The 23100-nt window shown below is 48.6% G+C and carries 15 protein-coding genes, 10 tRNA genes, 3 rRNA genes, 1 other RNA gene and 3 pseudogenes; all 32 read right to left on the bottom strand.

What is annotated here, in order from left to right; genetic code table 11:
* Window positions 1-75 precede the first annotated feature (75 nt).
* Window positions 76-810, bottom strand: coding sequence for a 1-(5-phosphoribosyl)-5-[(5-phosphoribosylamino)methylideneamino]imidazole-4-carboxamide isomerase (hisA, locus tag ACTWJ7_RS01310; RefSeq protein WP_024634114.1), 735 nt, complete (start codon window positions 808-810; stop codon window positions 76-78).
* A 296-nt stretch (window positions 811-1106) separates the two neighbouring features.
* Window positions 1107-1727: an imidazole glycerol phosphate synthase subunit HisH gene (hisH, locus tag ACTWJ7_RS01315; protein WP_301881158.1), complete on the bottom strand. Its 621-nt coding sequence runs from the start codon at window positions 1725-1727 to the stop codon at window positions 1107-1109.
* Between the two features lie 3 nt (window positions 1728-1730).
* Window positions 1731-2359 (bottom strand): annotated as a pseudogene (gene hisB, locus ACTWJ7_RS01320) (imidazoleglycerol-phosphate dehydratase HisB).
* Complete coding sequence (gene hisD, locus ACTWJ7_RS01325) at window positions 2352-3656, bottom strand: histidinol dehydrogenase (RefSeq protein ID WP_301881162.1); 1305 nt, start codon at window positions 3654-3656, stop codon at window positions 2352-2354. Before hisD ends, hisB begins: the two are co-directional and overlap by 8 nt.
* 162 nt (window positions 3657-3818) lie before the next feature.
* The gene (gene hisG, locus ACTWJ7_RS01330) at window positions 3819-4478 is read right to left on the bottom strand and encodes an ATP phosphoribosyltransferase (protein ID WP_024634110.1); all 660 of its coding nucleotides are present in this window, start codon (window positions 4476-4478) and stop codon (window positions 3819-3821) included.
* Window position 4479: 1 nt separating this feature from the next.
* A complete protein-coding gene (locus tag ACTWJ7_RS01335; RefSeq protein ID WP_024634109.1) occupies window positions 4480-5691 on the bottom strand; it encodes an ATP phosphoribosyltransferase regulatory subunit in 1212 nt (403 codons plus the stop codon).
* 539 nt (window positions 5692-6230) lie between these two features.
* On the bottom strand, window positions 6231-6773 hold the full coding sequence (locus ACTWJ7_RS01340; RefSeq protein ID WP_024634108.1) for an acyltransferase: 543 nt from the start codon (window positions 6771-6773) through the stop codon (window positions 6231-6233).
* Complete coding sequence (gene ppaX, locus ACTWJ7_RS01345) at window positions 6770-7420, bottom strand: pyrophosphatase PpaX (protein WP_079350116.1); 651 nt, start codon at window positions 7418-7420, stop codon at window positions 6770-6772. Before ppaX ends, ACTWJ7_RS01340 begins: the two co-directional genes overlap by 4 nt.
* A 6-nt stretch (window positions 7421-7426) precedes the next feature.
* On the bottom strand, window positions 7427-8464 hold the full coding sequence (gene lgt, locus ACTWJ7_RS01350) for a prolipoprotein diacylglyceryl transferase (protein ID WP_301881165.1): 1038 nt from the start codon (window positions 8462-8464) through the stop codon (window positions 7427-7429).
* Window positions 8465-8589: 125 nt separating this feature from the next.
* Complete coding sequence (hprK, locus tag ACTWJ7_RS01355; protein ID WP_301881166.1) at window positions 8590-9528, bottom strand: HPr(Ser) kinase/phosphatase; 939 nt, start codon at window positions 9526-9528, stop codon at window positions 8590-8592.
* A 263-nt stretch (window positions 9529-9791) separates the two neighbouring features.
* A pseudogene (locus tag ACTWJ7_RS01360) lies at window positions 9792-10915 on the bottom strand (ABC transporter ATP-binding protein).
* 103 nt (window positions 10916-11018) lie between these two features.
* Window positions 11019-12212, bottom strand: a complete 1194-nt coding sequence (locus ACTWJ7_RS01365; RefSeq protein WP_301881170.1) for a PucR family transcriptional regulator — start codon at window positions 12210-12212, stop codon at window positions 11019-11021.
* A gap of 162 nt (window positions 12213-12374) precedes the next feature.
* Window positions 12375-12447, bottom strand: a tRNA-Lys gene (locus ACTWJ7_RS01370).
* Window positions 12448-12454: 7 nt separating this feature from the next.
* A tRNA-Tyr gene (locus tag ACTWJ7_RS01375) sits at window positions 12455-12540 on the bottom strand.
* Between the two features lie 9 nt (window positions 12541-12549).
* Window positions 12550-12625: transfer RNA gene (locus ACTWJ7_RS01380), tRNA-Phe, on the bottom strand.
* 20 nt (window positions 12626-12645) lie between these two features.
* Window positions 12646-12723 (bottom strand) — tRNA-Asp (locus ACTWJ7_RS01385).
* A gap of 9 nt (window positions 12724-12732) precedes the next feature.
* Window positions 12733-12808: transfer RNA gene (locus ACTWJ7_RS01390), tRNA-Thr, on the bottom strand.
* A 5-nt stretch (window positions 12809-12813) separates the two neighbouring features.
* Window positions 12814-12889, bottom strand: a tRNA-Val gene (locus tag ACTWJ7_RS01395).
* 9 nt (window positions 12890-12898) lie between these two features.
* A tRNA-Met gene (locus tag ACTWJ7_RS01400) sits at window positions 12899-12975 on the bottom strand.
* A gap of 46 nt (window positions 12976-13021) precedes the next feature.
* Window positions 13022-13113: transfer RNA gene (locus tag ACTWJ7_RS01405), tRNA-Ser, on the bottom strand.
* 87 nt (window positions 13114-13200) lie between these two features.
* A 23S ribosomal RNA gene (locus ACTWJ7_RS01410) occupies window positions 13201-16126 on the bottom strand.
* A 205-nt stretch (window positions 16127-16331) separates the two neighbouring features.
* Window positions 16332-16407, bottom strand: a tRNA-Ala gene (locus ACTWJ7_RS01415).
* A 22-nt stretch (window positions 16408-16429) separates the two neighbouring features.
* Window positions 16430-16506, bottom strand: a tRNA-Ile gene (locus ACTWJ7_RS01420).
* A 37-nt stretch (window positions 16507-16543) separates the two neighbouring features.
* Window positions 16544-16660 (bottom strand): 5S ribosomal RNA (rrf, locus tag ACTWJ7_RS01425).
* A gap of 106 nt (window positions 16661-16766) precedes the next feature.
* Window positions 16767-18317, bottom strand: a 16S ribosomal RNA gene (locus ACTWJ7_RS01430).
* Together the 16S, 23S and 5S rRNA genes with 10 tRNA genes alongside form the textbook arrangement of a ribosomal RNA operon.
* Window positions 18318-18676: 359 nt before the next feature.
* On the bottom strand, window positions 18677-18946 hold the full coding sequence (locus ACTWJ7_RS01435; RefSeq protein WP_285080726.1) for a pro-sigmaK processing inhibitor BofA family protein: 270 nt from the start codon (window positions 18944-18946) through the stop codon (window positions 18677-18679).
* 36 nt (window positions 18947-18982) lie between these two features.
* Window positions 18983-19213 (bottom strand): DUF2508 family protein, encoded by a 231-nt coding sequence (locus ACTWJ7_RS01440; RefSeq protein WP_443146329.1) that lies wholly within the window; start codon window positions 19211-19213, stop codon window positions 18983-18985.
* A gap of 343 nt (window positions 19214-19556) precedes the next feature.
* Window positions 19557-20155: pseudogene (gene recR, locus ACTWJ7_RS01445) on the bottom strand (recombination mediator RecR).
* Window positions 20156-20188: 33 nt separating this feature from the next.
* On the bottom strand, window positions 20189-20500 hold the full coding sequence (locus ACTWJ7_RS01450) for a YbaB/EbfC family nucleoid-associated protein (protein WP_024628773.1): 312 nt from the start codon (window positions 20498-20500) through the stop codon (window positions 20189-20191).
* Between the two features lie 48 nt (window positions 20501-20548).
* Window positions 20549-22309 (bottom strand): DNA polymerase III subunit gamma/tau, encoded by a 1761-nt coding sequence (gene dnaX / locus ACTWJ7_RS01455; RefSeq protein ID WP_301881174.1) that lies wholly within the window; start codon window positions 22307-22309, stop codon window positions 20549-20551.
* A 172-nt stretch (window positions 22310-22481) separates the two neighbouring features.
* Window positions 22482-22749: signal recognition particle sRNA large type (ffs, locus tag ACTWJ7_RS01460), an RNA gene on the bottom strand.
* 149 nt (window positions 22750-22898) lie between these two features.
* Window positions 22899-23096 (bottom strand): 50S ribosomal protein L31, encoded by a 198-nt coding sequence (rpmE, locus tag ACTWJ7_RS01465; protein WP_024628775.1) that lies wholly within the window; start codon window positions 23094-23096, stop codon window positions 22899-22901.
* Window positions 23097-23100 lie beyond the last annotated feature (4 nt).

Raw genomic sequence — 23100 nt, forward strand, 5'->3', positions numbered from 1 at the left:
GTTTCACTTCTTCAGGTTATTTCTGTCCTCTCCGTTATCGTGCAAATGTTTATTTGAGCCTATATAGTATCGCTATTATTTATTAACCGCACGAACCGCTTCGGACAGATCGATGCTGCCCGTATACAGCGCTTTGCCCACGATTGCTCCTCCGACACCATCTTCCGCATGTTTGCTTAAACGAAGCAGATCATCCATGACACTAACTCCCCCGGAAGCAATCACCGTACGACCACTCGCCTTCGCAAGAGACACAATCGCTTCCACGTTAGGACCCTGCATCATGCCATCACGGGAGATGTCCGTGAAGATAAAGGTTTCCGCACCGAATGCCGCCAGTTCCTTCGCCAGCACCTCAGCCTGAACTTCCGATGTCTCAAGCCAGCCGCGTGTTGCCACATACCCATTACGTGCATCGATACCAATCGCTACTTTGTCTCCATATCGTCCCAGTACTTCTTCAGTAAAAGCGCGATCCTCGATAGCCGCTGTTCCGATTATAAGGCGACTCACGCCAAGACCGAGCAAACGCTCCACATCAGCTACTGTACGAAGACCTCCACCTACCTGTACAGGTACGTTCACGGCCGAAGCAATGCGTCCAATCAGTTCATCATTCACTGGATGTCCTGCTTTTGCACCGTCCAGATCCACCAGATGAACGTATGTACCACCTTGCTTCTCCCAGGAAAGAGCAACTTGAACCGGGTCATCGTTATATACCGTCTCCTGATTGTAATCTCCCTGCACCAGTCTTACACATTTGCCGTCCCGGATATCAATTGCCGGATATATGATAAAAGATGACATACAAGGCCTCCTGAATATATTCAAATTTGTCTCTATAAATTGAAACTAAAGAATATTTACACTTGCCACTCCGATGACAGACAACCTTCCGATCGCTGTTATCCCCAGATTTTTTTGAATCCCTTATTTAAAGGGGAAAATCCGTGGATAAAGGCGAACGCTCCGCTTCTTCAGGTTATTTCTGTCCTCTCCGTTATCGTGTAAATGTTTAGTTCAATTTATATAGATTAGATTTTATATAAGTTTAGCTACGTATTAAGGATGAAATTAAAAAATCATATGATTCCAAATTATGATTACCCCTTCGATCCAGTCAATGCCAGGAAGTTTCCAAGCAACTTCATCCCCAGCTCTCCGCTCTTCTCCGGGTGGAACTGCATGCCGAAATTGGAGCCTCTGCCAACAATCGCCGTAACCGGATGTCCGTAATCCGTTACAGCCAATAGATCGCTCTCTACTTCCATACGTGCATGGTATGAATGGACAAAGTAGACATGACCTGCCTCAAGCCCCGCGAATAATGGATTTTCCGGATGCAGGAACTCCAATCGATTCCAGCCCATATGTGGAACCTTTAATTCTCCCGGTGCGAATCTCACCACTTGACCCGGCAAAATGTTAAGTCCCTCATGCTCACCATGCTCCTCACTTGAGCTGAACAACAACTGCATGCCCAGACAGATCCCGAGCAGCGGTTTGGGTCCAGCTGCAGCTTCCTTCACCACAGCGTCCAAACCACTTTCCCGCAAGTGCACCATGGCATCGCCAAACGCACCTACACCTGGCAGAATCACACCATCTGCACCAAGAATAGCATCCCGATCACCTGTGACCAGCGCTTCGTAGCCAAGACGTTCGACCGCTTTGCCGACGCTGTGCAGGTTCCCCATACCGTAATCGACAATTGCAATCGCCATCGTCTACAGCACTCCCTTCGTGGAAGGCACACCCGTTACACGTGGATCAATTGTTGTCGCCTCATCCAGTGCACGACCCAGTGCTTTGAAGATCGCTTCGATCATGTGATGTGTATTTTGCCCGTAGTGCACAATAACGTGCAATGTAATCCGAGCTTCCAGCGCTAATTTCCACAGAAACTCATGCACCAGTTCGGTCGAAAAGCTGCCCACTTGCTGGGATGGGTACTCTGCACGGTACTCGAAGTGAGGTCGGTTGCTCACATCAATCACAACCTGAGCGAGAGCCTCATCCATCGGCACAAATACACTGGCATAACGTTTGATGCCGCGCTTATCACCCAACGCTTCACGAAGTGTCTGCCCAGACAGATCCCGATATCCTCCACCGTGTGATGGTCATCAATATCAACATCTCCGCGCGCCTGTACGTTCAGGTCGAATTGTCCATGCTTCGTGAACAGGTCCAGCATATGATTCAGGAAAGGTACGTCTGTTTCAATCTCGGATTGCCCCGTTCCATCTACGGCAAAAGCAAGCTGAATGTTCGTTTCATTTGTCTTGCGGTCTACCTCTGCCTGGCGTACAGCCCCCTTGTTCTGAAGGTCCAAACCATTATTCTGCTTATCCATTATCCGATTCCGCCTTTCCTTCCTGTTCTAACCGTACAGCAATCGCACGGGCGTGTCCTTCGAGCCCTTCATGCCGGGCCAGCTCTATAATAGCCGCTCCGTTTTGGAGCAACGCTTCCTTGCTGTAATAGATCAAACTCGATTTTTTGATAAAATCATCCACGTCCACAGGTGAACTGAATCGGGCTGTTCCATTGGTCGGAATAATATGATTCGGTCCCGCAAAATAATCCCCTACCGGCTCCGAGCTATACGGGCCGAGGAAAATCGCTCCGGCATTCTCGATCTGGCCTGCGTAAGCCATCGGCTCCTGCACCATGATCTCCAGATGCTCCGGTGCGAGCCGGTTCACCACATCGATTCCCTCATCAATGGAATCGACCACAATAATCGCGCCATACTGCTCCACGGAAGCAGCAGCGATATCGCGCCGCGGCAGCACTTCCAGCTGCTGCCGCACTTCGGCCTGCACGGCTTCCGCCAGCACGGCCGAGGTCGTGACGAGAATGGCCGATGCCATCTCGTCATGTTCCGCCTGCGACAATAGGTCGGCGGCGACATACACCGGATTCGCCGTATCATCGGCGAGCACCACAATCTCACTCGGCCCGGCGATACTGTCGATATCGACCGCGCCGTATACCTCGCGCTTCGCGAGCGCCACGTAAATATTGCCCGGTCCACAGATCTTGTCGACCGGAGCAATACTCTCCGTGCCGTAAGCGAGGGCGGCGATCGCCTGAGCGCCGCCAACCCGGTACATCTCGCTCACGCCTGCTTCAGCAGCAGCCACGAGAATGTACGGGTTAATGCCTTCGCCGCCGTTCGTTGACGGCGGCGTCACCAGAACAATCTCCGGCACGCCAGCCACCTGTGCCGGAATTACATTCATCAGCACCGACGACGGATATGCTGCTTTGCCGCCAGGTACATAGACACCGACCCGCTTCAGCGGTCGGATCACCTGGCCCAGCAGACTGCCGTCCGGTTGCCAATCCATCCATGAGTTCCGCTTCTGCTTCTCATGAAAAGCACGAATGTTAGCGGCGGCTTGCCGAATCGCCGTCACGAAGGAAGGCTCTACGGCTGCATAAGCCGCCTGCAGCTCTTCCTGCGGCACGCGCAGCTCTGCGGCCGTCAGCTTCGTGCGGTCCAGCTGCTCTGTGTAACGCAGCAATGCCGCATCTCCTTCCCGGCGAATGTCGCCGACAATGCGCCGTACCGTTTCATTTTGCTCCGGTGTACCGTACTCCACTTCCCGCTTCAGATCAAATTCCCGTGCAGGTATAATTTTCATGCGTACAACCTCCTTATCCCCTGTATAACGTAATCCCTGTCATGTATGTGCAGATTCGTTCCTGTTGTTTGTCATCACTTGCTTCTATCGTTTCATTCTTTGGTTATTTCCGTTTCTATATTTCCCGTTCATTAAAACCTTACATTCCTTGCTTATCTATGTTTAACCCCGAACTATACCCGCCGACAATTCATTCGATGCTGGAATGACCTGTTGGAGAGCATCGCATAATGCCTGAATCCGTGCGTTCTTCATCCGATAGCTTACCCGATTCGCGATAAGGCGGCTCGTGATATCCAGGATGCCTGTCATCTCAACGAGTCCGTTCTCCCGCAACGTCTGTCCGGTCTCTACCAGATCGACAATCCGGTCAGCCAGACCAATCAAGGGCGCCAGTTCGATGGAACCATTCAGTTTGATGACCTCTACTTGCTGTCCCTGTTCACGAAAATATTGGGAAGCGATTCTCGGATATTTTGTTGCCACCCGCTGCTGAATGCCAGGCGTCCAGTCGGGTAGTCCAATAACAGACATACGGCACTGCGCGATTCCCAGGTTCAACAATTCGTACACGTCCCGATTTTCCTCAAGCAGAACGTCCTTGCCAACAATACCAATGTCCGCTACTCCATATTCCACATAGGTAGGCACGTCCACAGGTTTCGCCATGATGAACTCCATCCCCGCTTCCGGCACTTCAATCACCAGTTTGCGTGTATCATCTACATCAACGGGAATATCAAGCCCGGCCTCACGGAACAATTTGGAGGCTTTCTTATAGATTCGGCCCTTCGGCATGGCAACCTTCAAAATATCCGACATCTCAGCGTCCCCCTCCATTTTCAGATCCGTATGTGATAACCTGCTCAGCCTGGATTGACTTGTTGCCTGTTAGAGCACCAGTATTCGTACTTGCCTCTGTTCCATCTCTAGGAAGAAGTTGCGTTACTACATTCTGACCGATACTGCGTAGTCGCGCCGCCTCCGTTAGAGCCTCAGCCCGGCGTTCCGAGTTATATTGAATAAGTACAGGCTTCTTCTCTTCCATTGTAATTCCATGAACACCATCGATAATCCGGTTCGTTTTGAGCGCAAACCCTGTAGCTGGAAGTGAACGGCCAAACTGCTGTAACAGATTGTCATATCGTCCGCCGCTGCATACCGGGGATCCGAGTTCGCCCGCATACCCTTCAAACGTCATGCCCGTATAATACGAGAAATCACCAATCATCGTTAGATCAATCAACACATGTTCGGAAACACCGTACGCTTCCAACACTTCAAATACCGCACATAAATGTGCAATCGATTTTGCTGCTTCAGTACTTGAACTCAGCTCTGCTGCGTGTGTACATACTTCTTTACCGCCACGCAGACGCAAAATGGCTTCAAGCTGCTCCTTCAGTTTCGGTTCCAGATTCAATGCTTCAATGGATTGGCGATAGCCGACATAATCGCGTCCCAGCAATCCTTCTTTCAACTGCTCCTGTTGTACCGTTTGCCCTGGAATGACTTCTTCCAGTAACCCGTTCAGAAATCCCATATGACCCATCGCAATTTTAAAGGAAGAAACACCCGCTGCCTGCAAAGAAGCAATTGCAAGTGCTACAACTTCTGCATCTGCCTCAGGCGAATCATCACCAACAAGCTCTACACCCGTTTGGAAAAATTCCGCCTCACGTCCCGCTTCCTCTTCTATAGAACGAAACACATTCGCATGATAGGACAGACGCAGCGGAAGCTCTTCATCCTTTAACAAAGAAGAAACCACTCGTGCAATTGGCGCTGTCAGATCCGATCTTAGCACCAATGTAGTCCCGCGACTGTTCAATAATTTAAACAACTTGCGATCCGATGTGGAGCTCGCTACACCTACGGTATCGTAGTATTCAATCGTTGGTGTAATGATTTGACGGTAACCCCAGCGTTCCATGCATTCCAGTACATTTCGCTCAATTGTTCGCAGCTTGGTCACCACATGTGGTGTATAGTCACGGAAACCTGTCGGTTTCTCAAAGCCTTTTGGTTTGGACATTGGTATTATTCACCCCGAGTCAGTAATTTAAGATTGGTAGACGTTCTATTTCAACAGGATTTATGTAGTGTAAATCCTCATTCTATCTTGTAACCTGATTTCTTATGGTTGCTGCCAGACAGCCTTCAAAACATGTTTCGTAAATGTTTAATTATGCTTACCTATACTTAACTTTCATCCCGATTCTTTAACATGGTAAAGTGCTAACAAACTAAAGGATATGGGATATGATAACATGAATGACCATCCATCGTCAACAAGACGGCACCTTTGGTTCACTTGTTAACGCATCCTCCATTTGTGATCACATTGCTCAAGAACAGTCTAATTATTTGTATACGAAAAAAGCTGCCATCAGCAGCTTCCATATTCCAGTCAGTTCAACTTTTATCTTCCCCTGACTGAACCAATACAGGTTAATTTCCGTATATTCGTTAACCATCTTTTCAGATATTTCTTAAATCCCTTTTCGTATATCCTTACATTTTTCCTGTATTCCTTTGTTTCCACCTGTTCTTGATTTCTTATGACGCGTCTTCTTACTCCAAATTTCCAGGAACAGGTTCATCAGCCTTTAAGACGATCTCCTCCATTGAAGCATTCGAGCGAGACAGATCACGAAGTGGATTCCCTCCAACAAAAGCCCCCGGAGCTACATCCTTATGAACCACTGCTCCTGCAGCTACAACCGCACCGTCCCCAATGGTCACACCTGGCAGAATAGTTGAATTTGCACCGATCAGCACATTTTCCCCGATAATCACCTCACCGAGTCTGTACTCCTTAATGAGATACTCGTGAGCAAGGATCGTGGTGTTGTAACCAATTACAGAATTTTCGCCCACCGTAATTTTCTCCGGGAAGAACACATCGACCATGACCATCAGTCCAAATGCCGTATGTTTACCCACCTTCATGCCGAGCATGCGACGATAGATCCAGTTCTTGACCGATAGAATCGGGCAGTACCGTGACAACTGAATCCAGATAAAATTGCGCACGCCTTTCCACGGACTCACGGTCTTGTAGATATGCCAAAGTGCGTTATGGCCTTCTACGGGATAGCGGGTTACTTTTCTCATGAACGTTCCGTTTCAATCAGCGTAAGCAAGTCCTTCATGTCGTGCAAAATGTAATCCGGTTTATATTCGCTCAATACGGCTTCTCCCTTAAGCGACCAGGCTACGCCTGCCGAAAGTGCGCCCGCATTCTGTGCCGATTGAATATCGACCGGACTGTCACCCACCATCAATGTTTTGGAAGGATCTGCACCCAACTCCTCGATTGCTTTTAGGACGGGTTCAGCATGCGGCTTGGGATGGGTTACATCGGTAACCGTCACAATCGATTTCATATATTTCAACAGGTCGAAACGCTCCAGCACCTTTAGTGAAGATGGACGAATCTTCGTTGTGACCACACCCATCACAATTCCTGCCTTATGAAGAGCTTCAACGACCTCAATGACGTGTGGAAATGGTTGCACCATCGCATCGTGATGTACATCATTGTACGCTCGATATCCTTTTACATACTCGGCAACATCCTCTTTCCCAGAGAATGTACGCATCTGATTCTCCAGTGTACCTCCCATATGAGGAATGATCTGTTCCCGCGTCCACGGCGTGGACACCTGCAGATCCTCCATTACGTGAAGGAAAGAGTTGATAATTAGCTCATTCGTGTCGATAATCGTTCCATCCAGATCAAACAAAACCGTGTCAATCATGCTGCATTACTCCTTTTTCTCTTCAGCTTGCTTCAGATCCTCTTTGGTCGAGACTGGAGTTACCGTGTCCTCTTTGCCTGCAACCGGGCCTGTATGCACTATATCATCCGCTGATTCTGAAGGAACCTTGGAAGATACAATCGGATCGCTATACCGCACATCTGCCTTGCCTGTCATTCTTCTCACAACGATGAAGACAATTGCAACAACAATGATGCCAATAGCCAGCAGCTGCGAAATTCTTACATTACCGTAAGCTGGATCAAGATATCCTTGCTCGAAGCCCATAGCTGTCATCGGGGACCATAACCCATTAACCATGGAGGCAACCCATTGCGGAGCCTGGAATCCCAGACTGTCGGTACGCAGCGCTTCGATAAAGAAACGACCAATCGAGTACCAGATAAAATAGGACATAAACAGCTCACCAGCACGCAGAAACTTCTGACGACGAAGCACTAGTAAGATGACCAAACCAACAAGACTCCACATTGATTCGTACAAAAACGCAGGATGGTGGAATACACCTTCCACGTTCATCTGATTTACAATAAAGTCTGGCAAATGAAGCTTGTCTCTCAAAAATGATTCTTCTACAGGACCGCCATAGGCCTCTTGGTTTACAAAGTTACCCCAGCGTCCGATCATTTGTCCAACAATCAGTCCAGGTGCACAGATGTCGGCCATGCGCCAAAAATTATACCCTTTACGACGGAAGAAAATGACTGCACATATGATCGCACCAATCAGTGCGCCGTATATGGCGATACCACCATTCCATATTTTAAAGACATCCCAGAAATTATCCTTATAATCGTCCCACCGAAATGCCACGTAGTATATGCGGGCACCGATAATAGCAGAAGGCACACCAAGCAGAACCATGTCCATGAACACTTCCTGCGGAATGTTATACCGTTTGCCTTCCCGGATCACAAGCAGCAAACCTACGAGTGCCGCTGTACCGAGAATAAGCCCGTACCAGTGAACCTTTAACGCTCCGATGGAGAACGCGATCGGGTTCAACAGTAATAATGTATCCATTCATTCACACTCCTATAAATTGACTCATTCATACGCATGACCAATTGCTGCATGTCTTCAACACTCTATACAGAGTACATCACATCAACAATTGGTCTTTTAGCATATAATAGATCCTTCTCTTCTTAGTCCATGTCTTCCATATCTTCAGAGATCGTTGCTGTCAGCTTGTTCGTAAATTGCAGTGCAGCATTCAGACCCATCTGCTTCAAGCGATAGTTCATTCCTGCTACTTCAATAATAACAGCCAAGTTCCGTCCCGGACGAACAGGGATCGTTACAAGCGGTACATCCGTATCAATAATACGTGTCGTCTCTTCATCCAGACCAAGACGATCATACTGCTTATCTTGCTGCCAAGCTTCCAGACGGACTACCAATGTAATCCGTTTATTATTGCGGACCGCACCCGCACCGAACAATGTCATTACGTTGATGATGCCGACGCCACGGATTTCAAGCAAATGACGGATCAACTCCGGTGCAGTTCCGTGAAGCTGGAAGTCTGATGTCTGACGAATTTCTACCGCATCATCGGCAATCAATCGGTGACCACGTTTCACCAGTTCCAGTGCCGTTTCACTTTTACCAATACCACTGCTTCCGGTGATTAACATCCCTACGCCATACACATCACAGAGTACACCATGAATTGTTGCTGTAGGCGCCAGCTTTTTCTCCAGGAATCCGGTAATCCGGCTGGACAGAATCGTTGTAGCCATGTTACTGCGCAGCACAGCCAGGTTCTGTTCTTCACTGATCTCAATAAGCTCCTGTGGCACTTCAAGTCCACGGGTTACTACGATACACGGCGTTTCTTCCGTACAGAGACGCTGCATCCGATCACGGCGCTCATCTTCTGGCAGCATTGCAAAAAAGGCCAGCTCTGTTCTACCAAGCAGCTGTACCCGTTCTTGTGGATGATATTCAAAATAACCGGCCATTTCCAGGCCAGGACGGTTCAAATCGTCTACTGTAATGACTCTCTTCAGTCCGTGAGATCCAGAAACAACCTCCAACTGGAACTGTTGTACCAATTCAGATACTTTCACTTTTTTCGCCATTTGTCTCTTCCTTTCAGCATTCGCTGCCCTCTATGTACATCAGCATTAGCGTCATTCCATTGCATTAATAGCGCATTCATGTTGTTTGTTACAGCATCTAACCTTCAAATAATCTTAAATGAATTCCGGGATGAATGCAATCTTGGCTTCACTCACCGATGAGTCAAAAAAGCCCCTTCCAGCAATAACGGAAGGGGCTCAGATTACAATGTATGATTGCGTTAACTGACAGATTTCATCGTTACCGATGAATCTCAGTGCTATTAGTCTTGAAGAAGAACGTTTGCTTCAGTCTCTTTGTCAAAGATATGAACTTTGTTCATGTCAATTGCCATTTTAACTGTGGAACCATCACGAGTGTTGGAACGTCCGTCTACACGTGCGATTGTAGTATCATTACCTACACCGCTCAAGTAGAGGAGCATTTCGTGACCCAGGTTCTCTGTTACGTCTACGTGTGTAGAGAATACAGAGTTCGGGGATGCTTCCAGGAATACCGGCTCTTCGTGAATGTCTTCTGGACGAACACCCAGAATCACTTCTTTGCCAATGTATCCTCTTGATTTCAGCACTTGTGCTTTACCTTGTGGGATTTCAACGTCCACACCAGGAGCTATGAAATGCAGGCTAGCACCTTGCTCAGCCAGTTTACCCGAGATAAAGTTCATTGTCGGGGAACCGATGAATCCAGCTACGAACAGGTTCGCCGGGTGGTTGTAAAGCTCTTCCGGAGAAGCTGCTTGTTGGATGATACCATCCTTCATAACAACGATCCGATCACCCATTGTCATTGCTTCGATTTGGTCATGCGTTACGTAGATAACGGTTGTTTCCAAACGTTTCGCAAGTTTAGTGATCTCAGCACGCATTTGACCACGCAGTTTGGCATCCAAGTTGGAGAGAGGCTCATCCATCAAGAACACTTGTGGATCACGGACGATCGCACGTCCCAGAGCGACACGCTGACGTTGACCACCGGACAAAGCCTTAGGTTTACGCTCAAGCAAATGCTCGATATCCAGGATTCTAGCTGCTTCACGTACACGTTTGTCGATCTCATCTTTTTTACTTTACGCAATTTCAAACCAAACGCCATGTTTTGGTATACGCTCATATGCGGATACAAGGCATAGGATTGGAATACCATCGCGATATCGCGGTCTTTAGGAGCAACATCATTCACGACACGGTCGCCGATATAGAGTTTACCTTCAGAAATTTCCTCAAGGCCTGCGATCATACGCAGTGTTGTTGATTTACCACAACCGGACGGACCTACCAGTACCAGAAATTCTTTATCTTTAATGTCCAGGTTAATATCAACTACTGTTGCTTTATCAGAACCCGGGTATTTTTTGAAAATATGCTCTAAACGTACACCAGCCATGATTGTTGCCTCCTCAGAGATCATTTTGTAATCGAATACATTTTGTAGTTTTATATTAACCCATTTGCATGATGTTTGACTATTCGCAAACTGCACAAAAATATCAAAGCTTTTTCGTCACTTTGTACATAAGCAGTAAAAGCCGCACCAGAACAGCACTTTCGAAGTTTCTGACATCATATCCAATCTCCTGTTTGATCTTATCAAGGCGATATACCAAGGTATTTCGATGAATGAAGAGGCGCTTTGCCGTCTCGCTGACATTACAATCCAGATTGAAAAAGGTTTCGAGCGTAGCCAGTGTCTCACTATCACTAAACAACACAGTGCCCTTTCCCGTTTCCTGTATAAAACGAAGACGTTGTTGCACAGGAATGCTGTCTACCAAACGTTCGAGGTGTAAATCCCAAGGAAGATGAATGTGCTGTGCAACATGGAAGGCCCGGCCCAAGTGAACACTTTCTTGAAGGAGCGCCGTGACAGAAGATAGTTGCCTTGTAGGGATACATGGTAAGGAAGCAGACAAATGAAATACACCTGCCCATTCACTGGCTACCAACTCATATAGCCCCTGACAAAAGGCATTCAGCAAATCCTTTCTGGCTTCAGCGGTATCCTCTTCGGCTTCACCTGTAACGATCTGTTCATCACCCAGAAAGACCCACTCCTGCGCACCTACAGGAATCAGTATAATTTCTTCACCAAAATAACTTTCGAGCAGTTTATTCAGTTCCTTGGAACGAATGCGATGAGCATCAGGTGTCTCACATTGCAGCAAAAATGGGATTTTCTCTGCTTTCAATTCTCCAGCCAGCGAAAAATAATCCGGGATAGCCTCCTGCTGAGCTGGGTGCTCAATCTGCTGTCGAAGCCAATGACCCAATTCAGCAAGCTGTTGCTCTCTATCATTTTCATAAATCACAGGCTGTTCTTCATCCAGTAATCGATTATGATTGCTAATGAGCAGCTCAATTAATCGCCGTACTTCAAACGTAACAGAGTTTGCAGAACATCTCCAACACAAGACATTGCCTTCTTGCTCATTCATACCGACTTTGAAATAAACATGTTCCTCTGCAGTCCAACTTCGTACATCTGTAACCAGATCATTTGAGCTTTCATCTTGAGGTGTAAGATCGTCGGTCCCTTCTGTCCCACTCAGGGTCATTTGTTTAGCTTCCAGACCAACTGAGTTTATTGTGAACTGATTCCATTCTTCTATAGTTAACACAGATTCGTCCAATGTAGTACCTATGATTGCTTGGATTTGTTGTTTTAGATCAGGTATGAGCTTCATATAATGAACGCCACCACTCTGCTTTTTTCTATTATTTTATCATATCTTGGACAGCATCGCCTTTATCGGTCCACATATGAGTTTCCACATGAACAATCAAATTATCCATAACAAAAAAGAGTGACTAATCAAATTAATGATCAATCACTCTTTTTCAAAAGATGAGTCATGAAGGGCTCGAACCTTCGACACCCTGATTAAAAGTCAGGTGCTCTACCAACTGAGCTAATGACTCGTAAAACTGGTGGAGGATGATGGATTCGAACCACCGAACCCGTACGGGAGCAGATTTACAGTCTGATGCGTTTGGCCACTTCGCTAATCCTCCAGGATTACATGGTGGCTCGGGACGGAATCGAACCGCCGACACGAGGATTTTCAGTCCTCTGCTCTACCGACTGAGCTACCGAGCCTTATTCAATTTTGGGATTAATGGCGGAACCGACGGGATTCGAACCCGCGATCTCCTGCGTGACAGGCAGGCATGTTAGGCCAACTACACCACGGTTCCAGGCATTAATGGTGCCGGCGAGAGGACTTGAACCCCCAACCTACTGATTACAAGTCAGTTGCTCTACCAGTTGAGCTACACCGGCGTATATGGTGGAGGCTGAGGGGATCGAACCCCCGACCCTCTGCTTGTAAGGCAGATGCTCTCCCAGCTGAGCTAAGCCTCCTGGGTAATATGGTAGCGGCGGAGGGGATCGAACCCCCGACCTCACGGGTATGAACCGTACGCTCTAGCCAGCTGAGCTACACCGCCATATTAAAAACCAAATCCTAATTGCTTGTCCATCTTAAGGTAAAGATGGCGGAGAGAGAGGGATTCGAACCCTCGCACCGCTTACGCAGTCTAACCCCTTAGCAGAGGGTCCCCTTATAGCCACTTGGGTATCTCTCCAAATAGACAATCAAGAACAATACTCACAAGGATTGCTCCCTGAAAACTAGATCCGAAACGAAATTTGCGATGTATCACCTGCATATCTTGGATAAGCCCTCGACCGATTAGTACTGGTCAGCTCCATGCATTGCTGCACTTCCACCCCCAGCCTATCTACCTCGTCGTCTTCAAGGGGTCTTACATACTGGGAAATCTCATCTTGAGGGGGGCTTCACGCTTAGATGCTTTCAGCGCTTATCCCTTCCGTACATAGCTACCCAGCGGTGCTCCTGGCGGAACAACTGGTACACCAGCGGTACGTCCATCCCGGTCCTCTCGTACTAAGGACAGCTCCTCTCAAATTTCCTACGCCCACGACAGATAGGGACCGAACTGTCTCACGACGTTCTGAACCCAGCTCGCGTACCGCTTTAATGGGCGAACAGCCCAACCCTTGGGACCTACTTCAGCCCCAGGATGCGATGAGCCGACATCGAGGTGCCAAACCTCCCCGTCGATGTGGACTCTTGGGGGAGATAAGCCTGTTATCCCCAGGGTAGCTTTTATCCGTTGAGCGATGGCCCTTCCATGCGGTACCACCGGATCACTAAGCCCGACTTTCGTCCCTGCTCGACTTGTAGGTCTCGCAGTCAAGCTCCCTTATGCCTTTGCACTCTTCGAATGATTTCCAACCATTCTGAGGGAACCTTTGGGCGCCTCCGTTACTCTTTAGGAGGCGACCGCCCCAGTCAAACTGCCCACCTGACACTGTCCCCGCACCGGATTACGGTACCAGGTTAGAACCTAGATACGATCAGGGTGGTATCCCAACGGTGCCTCCACGCAAGCTGGCGCTCACGTTTCAAAGGCTCCCACCTATCCTGTACAGATCGTACCCAAATTCAATATCAAGCTGCAGTAAAGCTCCATGGGGTCTTTCCGTCTTGTCGCGGGTAACCTGCATCTTCACAGGTATTAAAATTTCACCGGATCTCTCGTTGAGACAGCGCCCAAGTCGTTACGCCATTCGTGCGGGTCAGAATTTACCTGACAAGGAATTTCGCTACCTTAGGACCGTTATAGTTACGGCCGCCGTTTACTGGGGCTTCGGTTCACAGCTTCGGATTGCTCCTAACCGCTCCCCTTAACCTTCCAGCACCGGGCAGGCGTCAGCCCGTATACTTCGCCTTACGGCTTCGCACAGACCTGTGTTTTTGCTAAACAGTCGCTTGGGCCTTTTCACTGCGGCCCCCTCGTGCTATTCACACTACCGGGGCATCCCTTCTCCCGAAGTTACGGGGTCATTTTGCCGAGTTCCTTAACGAGAGTTCTTCCGCGCGCCTTAGAATTCTCTTCTCGCCTACCTGTGTCGGTTTGCGGTACGGGCACCATCACCTGGCTAGAGGCTTTTCTTGGCAGTGTGAGATCATGACCTTCGCTACTGTAATTTTCGCTCCCCATCACAGCCCAGCCTTACGATGTGCGGATTTGCCTACACATCAGCCTCACTGCTTAGACGGACATCCATCAGTCCGCGTCACTACCCTGCTGCGTCCCCCCATTGCTCATAACGGCTTACGGTGGTACAGGAATTTCGACCTGTTGTCCTTCGACTACGCCTTTCGGCCTCGCCTTAGGTCCCGACTTACCCTGAGCGGACGAGCCTTCCTCAGGAACCCTTAGGCTTTCGGCGGATCAGATTCTCACTGATCTTTTCGTTACTCATACCGGCATTCTCACTTGTATAATGTCCAGCGCTCCTTACGGTACACCTTCAACCCTTATACAACGCTCCCCTACCCCTGATGCAAAGCATCAAGCCATAGCTTCGGTGGTGTGTTTAGCCCCGTTACATTTTCGGCGCAGAGTCACTCGACCAGTGAGCTATTACGCACTCTTTCAATGGTGGCTGCTTCTAAGCCAACATCCTGGTTGTCTGTGCAACTCCACATCCTTTCCCACTTAACACACACTTGGGGACCTTAGCTGATGGTCTGGGCTGTTTCCCTTTTGACAATGGATCTTAGCACTCACTGTCTGACTCCCGGAAGTAAGTCTATGGCATTCGGAGTTTGACTGAGCTTGGTAACCCTTGCGGGCCCCGCACCCAATCAGTGCTCTACCTCCACGACTCTGTTTTCCGAGGCTAGCCCTAAAGCTATTTCGGGGAGAACCAGCTATCTCCGAGTTCGATTGGAATTTCTCCGCTACCCCCACCTCATCCCCGCATTTTTCAACATGCGTGGGTTCGGGCCTCCAGTGCGTGTTACCGCACCTTCACCCTGGACAGGGGTAGATCACCCGGTTTCGGGTCTACGTCCACGTACTAAGTCGCCCTATTCAGACTCGCTTTCGCTGCGGCTCCGGCTCTTCACCTTAACCTTGCACGGGAACGTAACTCGCCGGTTCATTCTACAAAAGGCACGCCATCACCCCTAAAACGGGCTCTGACTTTTTGTAAGCACACGGTTTCAGGTTCTATTTCACTCCCCTTCCGGGGTGCTTTTCACCTTTCCCTCACGGTACTGCTTCACTATCGGTCGCTAGGAAGTATTTAGCCTTGGCAGATGGTCCTGCCGGATTCATACGGGGTTTCACGTGCCCCGCACTACTCGGGATCCGTCTCGGAGGGAACAGACTTTCAACTACAGGGCTTTTACCTTCTTTGGCGGGCCTTTCCAGACCTCTTCACTTAACCGGTTCCTTTGTAACTCCATGTGAGACGTCCCACAACCCCAGAGAGCAAGCTCTCTGGTTTGGGCTTCTCCGCGTTCGCTCGCCGCTACTGACGGAATCACTATTGTTTTCTCTTCCTCAAGGTACTTAGATGTTTCAGTTCCCTTGGTATGCCTCTGCACAACTTATGTATTCAGTTGTGAGTAACTGGAAATTACCCCAGCTGGGTTTCCCCATTCGGACACCCCCGGATCAAAGCTTGCTTACAGCTCCCCGAGGCAGTTTCGTTGTTCGCCACGTCCTTCATCGGCTCCTAGCGCCTAGGCATCCTCCGTGTGCTCTTAGTAGCTTAACCAACTCGCTCGTGTTCGAGCTGTCGCTCCGCTTGTTTTGGACTACGTCCAAAGCCAAAAGTCGCTCCATTTCGATCACTCGCTCATGCAGTTTTCACTATTTATTGAAACTTGTTATACACAAGTTCAGCTTAAAAAGGAATGTTCTAAATCGCAAAATTTCGTTTCGATATCTAGTTTTCAAAGAACAAGCTTGTAAAATCTTGTTGGTGGAGCCAAGCGGGATCGAACCGCTGACCTCCTGCTTGCAAGGCAGGCGCTCTCCCAGCTGAGCTATGGCCCCATATTAGATTTTAAGGTATACATGGTGGGCCCTGGTGGACTCGAACCACCGGCCTCACCCTTATCAGAGGTGCGCTCTAACCAACTGAGCTAAGGGCCCACATTATATATCATATTGAAACCCGTAATGGGTTTACGCTTGGCGGCGTTCTACTCTCCCAGGACCCTGCGGTCCAAGTACCATCGACGCTGAAGGGCTTAACGGTCGTGTTCGGGATGGGAACGTGTGGAACCCCTTCGCTATCGCCACCAAACGTTTGAGAGTTTGAGCTCTCAAAACTGAGCAACGAGTGAGTAACTAGCCGACCTGGCTAGATTTTGTATTTGAATGTTTCCGTTACAGGAAACGATTCTCCATAGAAAGGAGGTGATCCAGCCGCACCTTCCGATACGGCTACCTTGTTACGACTTCACCCCAATCATCTATCCCACCTTCGGCGGCTGGCTCCTTGCGGTTACCCCACCGACTTCGGGTGTTATAAACTCTCGTGGTGTGACGGGCGGTGTGTACAAGACCCGGGAACGTATTCACCGCGGCATGCTGATCCGCGATTACTAGCAATTCCGACTTCATGCAGGCGAGTTGCAGCCTGCAATCCGAACTGAGACCGGCTTTTTAGGATTCGTTCCACCTCGCGGTTTCACTGCCCGTTGTACCGGCCATTGTAGTACGTGTGTAGCCCAGGTCATAAGGGGCATGATGATTTGACGTCATCCCCACCTTCCTCCGGTTTGTCACCGGCAGTCACCTTAGAGTGCCCATCCGAAATGCTGGCAACTAAGATCAAGGGTTGCGCTCGTTGCGGGACTTAACCCAACATCTCACGACACGAGCTGACGACAACCATGCACCACCTGTCTCCTCTGTCCCGAAGGAAAGATACATCTCTGTACCGGTCAGAGGGATGTCAAGACCTGGTAAGGTTCTTCGCGTTGCTTCGAATTAAACCACATACTCCACTGCTTGTGCGGGTCCCCGTCAATTCCTTTGAGTTTCAGTCTTGCGACCGTACTCCCCAGGCGGAGTGCTTAATGTGTTAACTTCGGCACCAAGGGTATCGAAACCCCTAACACCTAGCACTCATCGTTTACGGCGTGGACTACCAGGGTATCTAATCCTGTTTGCTCCCCACGCTTTCGCGCCTCAGCGTCAGTTACAGCCCAGAGAGTCGCCTTCGCCACTGGTGTTCCTCCACATATCTACGCATTTCACCGCTACACGTGGAATTCCACTCTCCTCTTCTGCACTCAAGTCACCCAGTTTCCAGTGCGATCCGGGGTTGAGCCCCGGGATTAAACACCAGACTTAAATGACCGCCTGCGCGCGCTTTACGCCCAATAATTCCGGACAACGCTTGCCCCTACGTATTACCGCGGCTGCTGGCACGTAGTTAGCCGGGGCTTTCTTCTCAGGTACCGTCACCTTGAGAGCAGTTACTCTCCCAAGCGTTCTTCCCTGGCAACAGAGCTTTACGATCCGAAAACCTTCATCACTCACGCGGCATTGCTCCGTCAGGCTTTCGCCCATTGCGGAAGATTCCCTACTGCTGCCTCCCGTAGGAGTCTGGGCCGTGTCTCAGTCCCAGTGTGGCCGATCACCCTCTCAGGTCGGCTACGCATCGTCGCCTTGGTGAGCCGTTACCCCACCAACTAGCTAATGCGCCGCAGGCCCATCCCCAAGTGACAGATTGCTCCGTCTTTCCAGTTTTCTTCAGGAGAAGAAAACAACTATTCGGTATTAGCTACCGTTTCCGGTAGTTGTCCCAAACTTGAGGGCAGGTTGCCTACGTGTTACTCACCCGTCCGCCGCTAACCATCGGAGAAGCAAGCTTCTCTTCAAGTCCGCTCGACTTGCATGTATTAGGCATGCCGCCAGCGTTCGTCCTGAGCCAGGATCAAACTCTCCAATAAAGTATTGAAAAGAGCGATATGCTCATTTTGAAACTGACGAGATTAAAAATCTCATTTGTGCTCCAGTCGATTCAAGCCAAGGCTTGTTTCATACTTTCGCGTTCATTCTGCAAGCAGAATGTTTACTCACTCGTTGTTCAGTTTTCAAAGATCAAACTTGATAATTTTCTTGCTTTTTCGTCACCATTTTCTCTCAGCGGCGACTTTTATAATATACCATACTTCGTTTGTTTCAGTCAAGCTTTTTTTGAAATTCTTTTTTCAAGTTCTTAACAAACTCAGTCATTTCGTCAAAAGCAATTAACCAATCAAGCAAAGCAACGAGATATAATGTACCATATAATTATCTTGGGAGTCAACTACCCAAACAAAGAAATTTTTAAACCCAACAACAATCCAACTCCCGGCAATCCTAGAATGCTTACAGTACCTATTGTGGCAGGGTTCAGTGGAATGTAAGTCCCGGTGATCCAGCCTGAATAATTAACGATATATATCCCCACCGCAGCCAATACCAGATGTATCCCGAATGATGTAAAGAAGGATAGCCCAATCCGTTTTCTAAACAAGATGATGACCAACCCCAGTAACGATACAACAAGCACACTGCCTAATATAATGCTTTTCATGTTCAACACCCCCAAGTTTGGATAGTATACCATCACTTACATTCCCATCCCTCGATCACCTACAGACGCCCTATTAACCCCTAAAAAACGCTTAGCCCGCTTCAAATGAATCTGATATTTACGCTCGGCAGCTTCCAATACATAGATCGCATAATCTATCTCATCCTCCCCTTGTGCCTCTTCAAACTGTCTGACCGCCCGTTCCCACTCCGCCTTGGCTTTCTGAATATCTGAATAGATCTGGTCTTCTTCCATTTCCTTTAGCATTCTTTCACGTTTCTCTACCGATCTTCCTACATTTCGCCATATCAACATAAGCCCTCCCCCTCCTGATCAGCACAGCATATTCTCATACATATCAGGGAAAGGACAAACTTAGAACTGAGCTAAATAATTTAATCAATCGTTAATTTGATGTCAACGCAATTCTTCGGCTAAATATTTATACATCATAGAATTGAGAGTCTTCACATTTTACCAACGTTAAAACGATTATTAGAACAAAAAAGAGAGCCTAAAGGGCTCTCCAAAGTAATCCAAACTCATCTATTCTTTTGTTTAAGAAATTAAATTATTATATGTGCACACTCTCATCAAGCAACACGCACAACTATCTCATTTCCCTGCGCCCTTCCAGCGCTTTGGAAAGAGTCACTTCATCCGCATACTCCAGGTCGCCCCCAACAGGCAATCCATGGGCAATCCGAGTCACCGATATCTCAAACGGACGGACCAGGCGGGAAATATACATTGCCGTGGCCTCACCTTCGATATTCGGATTTGTAGCCAGAATCAGTTCTTTAACCCGTTCATCACTTAACCGAGTCAAAAGCTCCTTCAGACGGATATCATCTGGACCTATCCCCTCCATAGGAGAGATCGCACCCTGCAGCACATGATAGTATCCGTCAAATTCCTTGGTACGCTCCATAGCCACCAAATCTTTGGAATCCTGGACTACACAGATTACCGATACATCCCTGGATTTATCCTGACAGATCCGACAAGGATCAGTATCCGTAATATTACAGCACACCGAACAGTAATGGAGATTCCGCTTCACACTGACGAGCGCTTTGGCAAAATCAATAACGTCATCTTCCTTCATGTTAAGCACATGAAAAGCTAGTCGCGCGGCCGTCTTGGGCCAACACCCGGCAAACGGGTGAAGGCATCAATCAGCTTCGCTATCGGTTCGGATAATACAATCGATTGCGTCTCCTTTGATAGGATCAATTTAAATTAAAATAATCCCGGAATTTTCATGCCACCTGTGAATTTACCCATATCCTGGTTCGCAATTTCATCAGCTTTGGTCATTGCGTCATTAACTGCTGTCATAACCAGATCCTGCAGCATCTCAACATCTTCTGGATCAACCGCTTCTGGCTTGATTGTGATTGCCAGCAATTTTTTATGTCCGTTAACTTCAGCAGTTACAACACCGCCACCAGAAGTACCTTGGACTGTTTTGTCCGCCAGCTCCTCCTGTGCCTTCAGCATTTGCTCCTGCATTTTCTTCACTTGTTTCATCATTTGGTTCATGTTGTTCATGATTATTCATCTCCTTCAGTATAGTTATCGCGCCAGGCGCATGTATATCTATTCTTTGATCACTACAAGGTCCTCACCAAAGAGCTGGATGGCTTCGTCAATCCAAGGCTGCTTGTTGCCTGAACCGCCGTCTTCATGCTCAGGTTCAAGCTTAAAGTCCTCCTTTGGCGTTTCAGTAGCTCCTTCCATCGCACCGGTCCAATCTTTGAGCATCATCGTCACAAGACGCGCTGAACGTCCAAGCTGTTCAGACAGTACCCGTTCGATCACTTCGCGATTAGCCTGCTTCTCCGTAGTTTCACGGTGGATGTTGTTCTTAAATGCCACCAGAACATTGTCTTCCAGCAGGGATACCGGTTCACCATCCATAAACCAGGCGTGAACGGTTACTTTCTCTTCTTTTACGCGCTGCAGGATCTGCCCCCACTTCTTGCTGACCTCCACAAACTCAGGAGATCCCTTACGCGCAACATACTGATCGAGCTGTGCAGGCAGCTTCGCCGGCGAATTGCCTCTCGACACCGGAGCTCTTGTTGCCGGACGTGAAGGAGCATTCGATGCAGCCTCTCCCCCAGACAAACCACCCTTAAGCGCACGATCAAGCTTTTTCTCCAGTTCAGCAAGCTGTTGCTTCAATCGGTTGATCTCCCCACCATCCGCTGGCGAGGATACAGCAGGAGCCGTACCAACCGAACCCGATACTTGACCCGATGTCGCCCCTTGTGCCGGAATGCTGCACAGTTTAAGGAGAGCTACTTCAAACAGTGTCTGCGGCTGTACTGCGTATTTCATTTCGCTCTGGTACCGGTTAAGGGTATCAATCATCTGAAACAGCTGTTCCTTGGTGAATGATTCCGCCATATCACGGAAAGACTCGGGATCAAGCACCCGATCCGTCAGTTTATCTGCATCCGGCACCATCTTAATCATAAGCAAATCACGGAAATAATAAAGTAAATTCTCCATGCACTTGTCCGCACTCTTGCCTTCATGCATGAACCCTTCGATCATTTGCAAGATATGACCTACATCACCCTTAAGGAGAGAAGCAGCCAGCTTCGCAAACTGTTCAGAAGGAATGCCTCCGGTCATATCCATAACCTGCTGATAGGTCACCCTTCCATCTGTAAAGGAAGAGATCTGATCCAAGACACTGAGTGCATCCCTCATCCCTCCGTCAGACAGGCGGGCGATGTACTGGAGTGCGTCCTGATCTGCTTCCATGCCTTCCTGTTCGCAGATCAGCGTAAGTCGTGCTGTCTGTTCTTCCAGGGACACCCGGCGAAAATCAAATCGCTGACAGCGAGAAATAATTGTCGCCGGAAGACGATGGGGTTCTGTTGTTGCCAAAATAAACATCACATGTGGCGGAGGCTCTTCCAACGTTTTGAGCAGCGCATTGAATGCCTCTGTCGTCAGCATGTGCACTTCGTCAATAATATACACTTTCTGCCGGACTTCAGTCGGGGCGTATTTCACCTTTTCCCGAAGATCGCGGATTTCTTCAACGCCACGGTTGGATGCGGCATCAATTTCCTGCACATCCATCACAGCGCCAGTCGTAATCCTGCGGCAAGCTTCACACTCGTTACAAGGCTCAGGCGCAGGCCCGCGTTCGCAGTTTACAGCTTTGGCCAAAATTTTGGCCGCACTTGTCTTCCCTGTTCCTCTGGGCCCGCTAAACAAGTAGGCATGGGAAGTCCGCTGTTCACGAATCGCGTTCTGCAAGGTCTGAATAATATGCTGTTGTCCCACCATATCTTGAAACGACTGGGGACGCCAAGCCCGGTATAACGCGATATGCTCCATGATGCGTTACCTTCCTTCCACTTCGCATTCGAGTCCTTTGTCGTTCCCCCATTATACTATATTCCGGGGTGAATCCAAACTTTATCTGACTCATCATGCTGGTTTTTTTAGACATATCAAAAAGACCTCTGCATACATACAACTGCAAAGGTCTCTACATTTAAATGGTAAGCCGTGCACCTGCTATCGATATTTGCGATCCAAGCGGCACCCCTTAACAACAGCTCGGGCTAGGCAACCCTCCGGCACAAGAGTGATCTCACTTATGGCTGCTTCCTTCCGGACCTGACCAGGTTCATGAGTACTCATTGCGGAGGACCCAACCGTCAACACTACGTTAAGGGACCAAACCTCACATCGACAAAACCTCTAGCAGGAATTCAACCTCGCTGTAGCGGATTGCGAGTTACAGGGCACCGCTACCTCCCCATCTAGCACGGTAAGAAATAGTATAACTTAAGGTTGTCTAAATTGCAACCGGAGGGAATAGGAGAGCACTACAATTACATAAAAACCTATAAAAACCCCTGCCGGAACGGCAGAGGTGATTTGAATGTAATAGTCAGACAATTCCCGAGGAATTGCTGAATTAGATTCCGTATTTTTTCTTGAAACGATCAACACGGCCGCCAGCATCGATAAACTTCTGTTTACCTGTGAAGAACGGGTGGCACGCGGAGCAAATCTCTACACGAAGTCCGTCTTTAACCGAACCTGTTTCAAAAGTATTCCCGCAAGCGCAAGATACTTGACCAATCGTGTATTTAGGATGAATTGCTGCTTTCATTACC

This window comes from Paenibacillus sp. 1A_MP2, assembly GCF_052244825.1.
Taxonomy (GTDB): domain Bacteria; phylum Bacillota; class Bacilli; order Paenibacillales; family Paenibacillaceae; genus Paenibacillus; species Paenibacillus vandeheii.